Here is a 6789-nt window from a genome sequence, read left to right on the forward strand (position 1 = left end):
CAGGGTCAACCGATGTTTATTTTTGTAAAAAACATTCTATCTTGGAATTAAACAGGGTACAAGCAGGTGATCGTAAAAATCGTTGTCAAATTTTGGAAAAAAGTAAATGTCCACAATGTGGTTCCTTTTTAGAATTTAAAACCCTTCCCAGCGGTCAAATGTATCTACAATGTACTAAATGTTCTTGGAATTCACGTACAAATTCACCTATCATTTTAGGAAATTCAGAACGTTATATTGAAAGGGAGGCAGAAAAATATGGGCTTTCTACCCGTGCAGATAAATGTAATGAGCGACTTCGTCATCGTACTGGATTTGAATTTTGTTTGAATTGTTTTGAGCAAGATTTACAAAATAGTACTGAAACTCCATTTCACCTACTTCAAATGCGATACGGACTTAACCATCAAGAAATTGAACGCATTATCACCGAACGTTTATCTTCTGGGAATGTACGTGGTTTATTGGACAAAAAAAAGAAAGTTTTCATCAATCTTTCAGAACAAATGGAAGCTCAATTAGTAATGCAATTACAATCTCAAGGATTTTTAGATCTTCAGCAGATTCAAACTAATCTTTCATGTTCTCGAGATACTGTGATAAAGATCATTATTGAAATGATTAGGAAGCACAAACTACGTGGAACATTTACTCATACTAAAAATCGTTATTATATAGAACAAGGGTTAATAGAATTAATACTGCAAGAATTAAATAATCAAGGAAAAATTGTACATTATGATTTTGCTCGACGTGTCGAAATTCCTGAGGGAAATGTTAAGAATTATATAATGAACATGATGCGAAACAAGATTATCACAGCATTTTTTGCTGATGGTGGAAAAGAAACGATTTCAGAAACCGAATTAGAAAATGAAATTGAAAATTACTGTATTAAAAATGGGTTATTTCTTATTACTTCTTTAGCAGGGCATTTAAAAATTGCACCTGAGCTTGCTAGAAAATCTCTTTTCAAATTAATCCAAAAAGGTGTAGTAAGGGGTATTTTTACTCAAAATCATGAATTTCTTACTGAAGAAAAATTAAGTGAAAAGATTAAAGCTATTGCTCGGGCATATCGGAAAATTTCTATTAGAGATCTCGCTTTGAAACTGGCTATTACGGAACAAAGAGTTGAAGAGGGACTCGCAACTTTGATCTCAAAAGGATCGATTAATGGATATATTGATATGACTCAGCGTTTGTTTGTTGCTGACGGAAAACAACCAGTTACTGCTTTTAGTTCACATGTTTCTGATAATAGGAGCCAAGGCGTTTCAAGTCCTGGTGTTGCCCAGCCAATTGGAGAAGTTGAGGTTGTTCGACAATATGATTTTGTTGGAGGACAACTGCATTTTAAAGTAGTAGTTCGTAATAAAACCAATATGGCGATTCATGATATAAAAGTAATATTGGATGTTCCCAGTTCTTATCGACGAGCACAAGAATTAATTACAATCAATGTTATTGATCCTGGAAATACTCACGGAGTTGATTTCTACCTCGAACCCGCTGAATGTGGTATTTCTACAATTGGAGGAACTGTAATCTATAAAGATGCGATGGGTAAATTTCACACAATATTCATCAAACCAAAAGATGTTCAGATTAAATGTCCTCTCCTTATTCGCAGTTTAGATACAATCGAAGACTGTCAAAAAGCAATTCAATCTCTTCCCAGCGATGCGCGTGCCTTTTTAATTGCAGATTTACCTGCAGCTATGGCTTATAGTGCAGCTCATAGAGCAGTTGCTCAATTTGATGTTACTAACGTTGCTTCTTATGAAAATGACGAAGGAGGTGTCTTTGAAGCTGAAGCTTGGTTTAGTAGTGAAGCGAAAGTAACAGGAGGGAGAGTGATTATCCGAGTCTATATGAATGGAAAGACTAATACTCTTGAACTTCGAGTTTGGTGTAATGAAGCAGGGCAATTAACTGGTTTATTAGCAAAAATGATTGAATTATTATTTGTCGAAGTAAATTTAATGCGTAAAATTAAAAGTGAAGAACGCTCAAAAACATTGGATGTTATGGCTATTACACGTAATTTGATGGAAATCTCCAATATTTGTTTGCTTCGCTATAAAGCATCCAGTGCTCGATTAAAATTGGAAGACACTTATTCTCGTTTAACTCGTATTTCTGATGAGAACAGCAACAATTCACAAAAAATATATGATTGGATAAAGCGGTTGGAAGAAGATCCTTATAAAGATGAAGAAGCAATGCTTACTGATGAAGATGCTGATGCATTGGATGCTGATATTCAAATAATTCATAATCAGTTTGAAGCTAGTTTGAATGTTTAATTTAATTTACTCTTATTTTCTTTTTCTTTACTTTTTTTTTTAAAATTATGTTGATTTTACTACACTTATTTTGATTTTTTGATTTTACTGAGAAAGCATCCATTTAATAAGTCTTTGAAGAAAAATTCTGTTTGCACCAATACTTAATCCATCTTCAATGCTTTTGGTCAAAAATGATGAACTTGAAGAAGTGACTACTAAACCATTAAAAAATCTACGGTAAACTAACAAAGGCTGCGAACCAATACAGTATTTCTTCTTTGAATTATAATCATGAATCCAAGTTGAAATCGGAGATTTTAAAAGAATAATAGGTTCATAATCCGAATGAAGAGATAAATAGGTTGAGCTGCCAAAACTAAGAAAGCTGTTTTTATCTCCTTTAAAAGGAAGTGAAGAAGATGAAAATGGAATTCGCAAAATACTCTTTTTTGTGAAATGATCATTGCGATTAACCGCGAATGCTAATGAATAATTGAATTTTTCAACACCTGTGAGTTTGTAAAGGACCCGTAAAGATCCCATTGCTCCAGGTAAATTAAAATCTCCCCTATTACTTGAAGTTAATAGTATTTTTCCCCCTTTTTTTACATATTTTTTCAAAGTTCTAAGTTCATCAGGAATAAAGAGTAATTCTTCTTGGTATTTAGGTTTAGGATCTCCTAATAAAAGTAAATCGTGTTTTTGAAGTCTTTCTAAATCAGTAATTCGTTCGCCAGTATTGATAAAGGAGAACAGATAATCTTCATGATTGAAAAGAGAATCAGGAAGAGATCGAATTCGTTCATAATGTGATAAGTCAATTATTATTCGAAATACCATTAGGAAATCACTATCTTTGCAAATAAAACAAAAATGCTAATAGATTGATTAATCTAAGTTATTTAGTAAAGATTAAAAAAACTTATTCGCAGTTAAATATGGTATTCCTTAATAAAAAAGACATTTGTTTACAATTATGGTTTGAATTTATTAGATATTAAGCTTTTATCGTTGATTTCATAACGTTTTTCAATAACTGGCTTGTTCTTTGATATCACAACAACATCTATGCCATTTCCAGATGCAATATCTCGAATTATTGCGCTTCTTACAGCTTTTACAGCTAAATGAATACCTTGGTTAACAGTTAAATCTTCTTTCCATTCTGTTTCTAAAACACCTAATGCAAAAACACTCCCTGATCCTACGGAAGTGTATTTTTCTTCCAATTTTGAACCGTATCCTTCAACATTATATAATTTAGGATTTTCTCCTGGAGTTACTCCTCCGATAATATGCCCCACTTGATAAAAACCTTTTTTATTATATAGAATATTTTGCAATAACTTAGCTGCTGCATGTACTGAAATCTCTTTTTTATTTCTTAATCTATATATTTCAGTTTCGGCTTTTAGAAGATCAATTAAATAGATTGCATCAGCGACACCGCCTGCTATGGTCATATAAATGTGTGGTTGAATTTGATGAAGTTTTTTTGCTCTTTTACTGGCAACAAAAATTCCCATGGTGGCACGATTATCAGTAGCAAGAATAACCCCATTTTTAATTATTAAACCTACTGTAGTTGTGCCCGTTTTCAATTTAGTTTCAATATTTTTCTCGTTTATTTGAAAATCATGATCAGAATTTGGTGTTATCTCCAGAATCTGCTGCTTAATATTCAAGTTTGCGGGTAATGGGCTCATTTTTGAACTTTCCATATTTAATTTTATATTAATTCTCTATGATTGAATAAGAATTGAAACTATAAAATTTTCTCCCTTTAAGCTAAAGGCAAAGTTTGAAGAACTACTAATTTTTATTCTACTGTAGAGACTATATGACTGTTATGACGTTTGTAGGAAAATCATTTGCAAAAAAAGGTTTTATTTTTTTCTTTGAAGGAGTACATGCAAGTTGTCCAAAAAATTGTGTATACTATTCCACATGTCAAGCAAATTTAAAGCCACACACGTTGTATGAAATTATAGATGTAAAAAAAAAGCAATTTCATTGTCCTCAGAGTTTACATACTGAAGAAATGGTTTTAGTTCAACTTAAAGAGCCTAAATTAAAAATTACCATGTATAATAAGGATATTTATGAAGGATCTATTACATCTTTTAATCCAATAGGATGTGATAATGAAGACTGTGCTTATATTAATTATTGTGCTCCACAAAGTATTGTAATAAAATCAGGTGAGAAAATAAAAATTTTAAAGATTGTTAAGAAAATTAAGGAGTGTCCTCGGAAATTAACCTTATCTCTATGTGAAATTGAAAAAAAGGTGCAAAATTGATATTTTTATTATGTAGAAAGTAAAATTTTTTTTTAAAATTAAAATAAAATGTGATTTTAATGGATATTGAAGAATCAATAATGAGTAAGAATTTATCTCCAAAACAATATGATTTATTGGAACAATGCAAAAAATATTATAACCTCGATGAAAATGAGCAGATATTAGAAGTATTACAACGAAATACTGCATCTTATTATATTCCTCGCTTTATTAGGGGTCTTATATTTATTTTAATATTCTTAATTCTTCGTTATTTAATTTTATATAAGTGGATTGAAAAATCCTCGATAGTAATTGATATTGCCAATTGGTTGTTGCTTCTTTGGAGTATTTATTATTCTATTTCTCTTTCTGTTGGAGTTCCATTTACTAATGGTCATATTTATATTATAACAACCAAACGAATCATTTTAATCAGGAAATTTCTAGGAATTTTATATCGAGAAATTGAATATAAAAGAATAACTGATTTGGTGTTGCATCAATCCATTTTTGGGCGATATTTTAATTTTGGCAATCTTATGCCTGTAACCGCAGGAATTGAAATGGGAACAATGAGAATGGGGATGTATTCCATTGAAGGAATTCAAGATGTTTTTAGAATTCGAGTTGTTGTTATTTCTCAGATTCAACGAATTCAAGAATTTCTTCTTGAAAAATTTCATCCTAACAAGAAAAATAAAAATTCAGATGAAAATTCTTCTTCAGCAGTTGATTCAATAACTAGTGAAGATTATTTCAATAATAAATAGGTGATCCTTCATTTCAATGAGCCAACAACATTTGAATATTGCAGAAAAAAATCGACTATTTGATAACATTATGCGTGAAAATAGCGACCTACGAAATCCAAAAGCAGAAAAGAATTTTTTTTCCAATGAAACCTTTCGTAATGAAATAAAATTCGAACCAGGTGAAAAATTGTTCTATTTAAATTATCAAAATTGGTTTATCGTTGTTGTCTTCAATGCAATTCCTTTAATTATAACTATTGCTTTACTATTATTCGGATTTTTTAAGCTAAAAAGCAAGCTTTTCGAATTAGATTCATTTGAACTGGTGATACTCTTAATTATAATTGTTATTTTTTTATTAATTTATGGAATTCCAATTGTAATGAAGTTCATTCAGTCAAAATCATATAGGTATATCATTACTGATAGACGTATTATTGTTGGTTATACTTTTCTCCAAAGGTGGACGAGAATTGTTGAATATTCTAATATTGTTGATGTTGTTGTTCATCAACCTTTTTTTCTGCGTCTTTTTCGGTCAGGGAATGTACTTCTCATCACGGCTTCTAATGAAGGACCTTATATCAGAGGAAGTGCTGCAGGTACGAAAGGAATGATGAATAATCAAGGTTTTATGAAAATTAAATATCCCTTTAGAATTAAAAGGATGATTCGACAAATAATGCATGTATACACAGAAAAACACGCTTCTCCTCCTCCATTATTAAGTTTGCCTCTGAAAAATCCTATAATTAAACATCCTGATGAATTAAAGGTTACAAAGAAGGAGCATTTATTCAAAATTTACGAAAAAAAGCGTTCCAGTTCTTTGATTAAAGGAATAATGGCTTGGTTAGCAATTCCTTTTTATTTTATTCTAAATATGCGAGATTTAAGGATAATACTGGCATTGGGCTCTTCTTTTTTTCAATGGATAGGTATCATCCTTCTTTCTGGAATAATTTTAATAATCATTTTTAGTAAATATCATGCAAAAGGCTTTGAATTTGCAGTTACTGATCGAAGGATTATTATGATGAAAAAATTTCTTGATATAAGTATTAGAGATGTTATAATGGGAAAAATTACTGATGTTTCTATTTTTCAAATGGCAGCTGGGCGGGTTGCTAATTTTGGAGTAATTTATATTGGTACTAAAGGATTTGAACGAATGATTCGTTTTAGAGATCTCTATCATATACAAGGTGTCGCTGATGTTGTTAAAGAAAAAGAGGATATACGGAATATGGTTCTCTATTTTCAAAGAGGACAGTTGTATTCGCCTGAATTAGAATTTTATGATCCAGAATTCTTAAATTTATAATTTTTTACAAATCTTAAGTTTACAAGTTAATGATCCGACAAAAATATTTTCTCAAAAATAATTAAAAATTTATCGATGAATACCACTTACAACAAAAAAGTTAGGGGGCATGTTTTATTAAACTTTTAGTAAATT

6 protein-coding genes are annotated in these 6789 nt (G+C 30.6%); 4 read left to right on the forward strand and 2 right to left on the reverse strand.

The features are described 5' to 3' along the window. Nucleotides 1-41 precede the first annotated feature (41 nt). Nucleotides 42-2309 (forward strand): PCI domain-containing protein, encoded by a 2268-nt coding sequence (locus ACXLDF_RS09740; protein WP_457558328.1) that lies wholly within the window; start codon nucleotides 42-44, stop codon nucleotides 2307-2309. A gap of 84 nt (nucleotides 2310-2393) precedes the next feature. Here ACXLDF_RS09740 and ACXLDF_RS09745 read toward each other — a convergent pair whose 3' ends face one another. Both ACXLDF_RS09745 and ACXLDF_RS09750 read right to left on the reverse strand, forming a co-directional pair. After that, the gene (locus tag ACXLDF_RS09745) at nucleotides 2394-3131 is read right to left on the reverse strand and encodes a hypothetical protein (protein ID WP_457558329.1); all 738 of its coding nucleotides are present in this window, start codon (nucleotides 3129-3131) and stop codon (nucleotides 2394-2396) included. Nucleotides 3132-3265: 134 nt separating this feature from the next. After that, a complete protein-coding gene (locus ACXLDF_RS09750) occupies nucleotides 3266-3997 on the reverse strand; it encodes an Ntn hydrolase family protein (RefSeq protein WP_457558330.1) in 732 nt (243 codons plus the stop codon). A gap of 134 nt (nucleotides 3998-4131) precedes the next feature. Here ACXLDF_RS09750 and ACXLDF_RS09755 point away from each other — a divergent pair, with 134 nt between their 5' ends. Genes ACXLDF_RS09755 through ACXLDF_RS09765 form a run of 3 tightly spaced genes read left to right on the forward strand, consistent with a single transcriptional unit; the run spans nucleotide 4132 to nucleotide 6654 of the window. Beyond that, complete coding sequence (locus ACXLDF_RS09755; protein ID WP_457558331.1) at nucleotides 4132-4593, forward strand: UPF0179 family protein; 462 nt, start codon at nucleotides 4132-4134, stop codon at nucleotides 4591-4593. Between the two features lie 59 nt (nucleotides 4594-4652). After that, nucleotides 4653-5348, forward strand: coding sequence for a PH domain-containing protein (locus tag ACXLDF_RS09760; RefSeq protein WP_457558332.1), 696 nt, complete (start codon nucleotides 4653-4655; stop codon nucleotides 5346-5348). A gap of 16 nt (nucleotides 5349-5364) precedes the next feature. After that, nucleotides 5365-6654 carry a PH domain-containing protein gene (locus tag ACXLDF_RS09765; RefSeq protein ID WP_457558333.1) on the forward strand — a complete coding sequence of 430 codons (1290 nt, stop codon included), beginning with the start codon at nucleotides 5365-5367 and terminating at the stop codon, nucleotides 6652-6654. Nucleotides 6655-6789: the final 135 nt, after the last annotated feature.

This window comes from Candidatus Harpocratesius sp., from assembly GCF_054039255.1.

What these genes read in the sequence shown, in the direction of transcription:
- ACXLDF_RS09745 (WP_457558329.1), bottom strand. Translation starts at nt 3,131, where the DNA reads ATGGTATTTCGAATAATAATTGACTTATCACATTATGAACGAATTCGA.
- ACXLDF_RS09750 (WP_457558330.1), bottom strand. Translation starts at nt 3,997, where the DNA reads ATGAGCCCATTACCCGCAAACTTGAATATTAAGCAGCAGATTCTGGAG.
- ACXLDF_RS09755 (WP_457558331.1), top strand. Translation starts at nt 4,132, where the DNA reads ATGACTGTTATGACGTTTGTAGGAAAATCATTTGCAAAAAAAGGTTTT.
- ACXLDF_RS09760 (WP_457558332.1), top strand. Translation starts at nt 4,653, where the DNA reads ATGGATATTGAAGAATCAATAATGAGTAAGAATTTATCTCCAAAACAA.
- ACXLDF_RS09765 (WP_457558333.1), top strand. Translation starts at nt 5,365, where the DNA reads ATGAGCCAACAACATTTGAATATTGCAGAAAAAAATCGACTATTTGAT.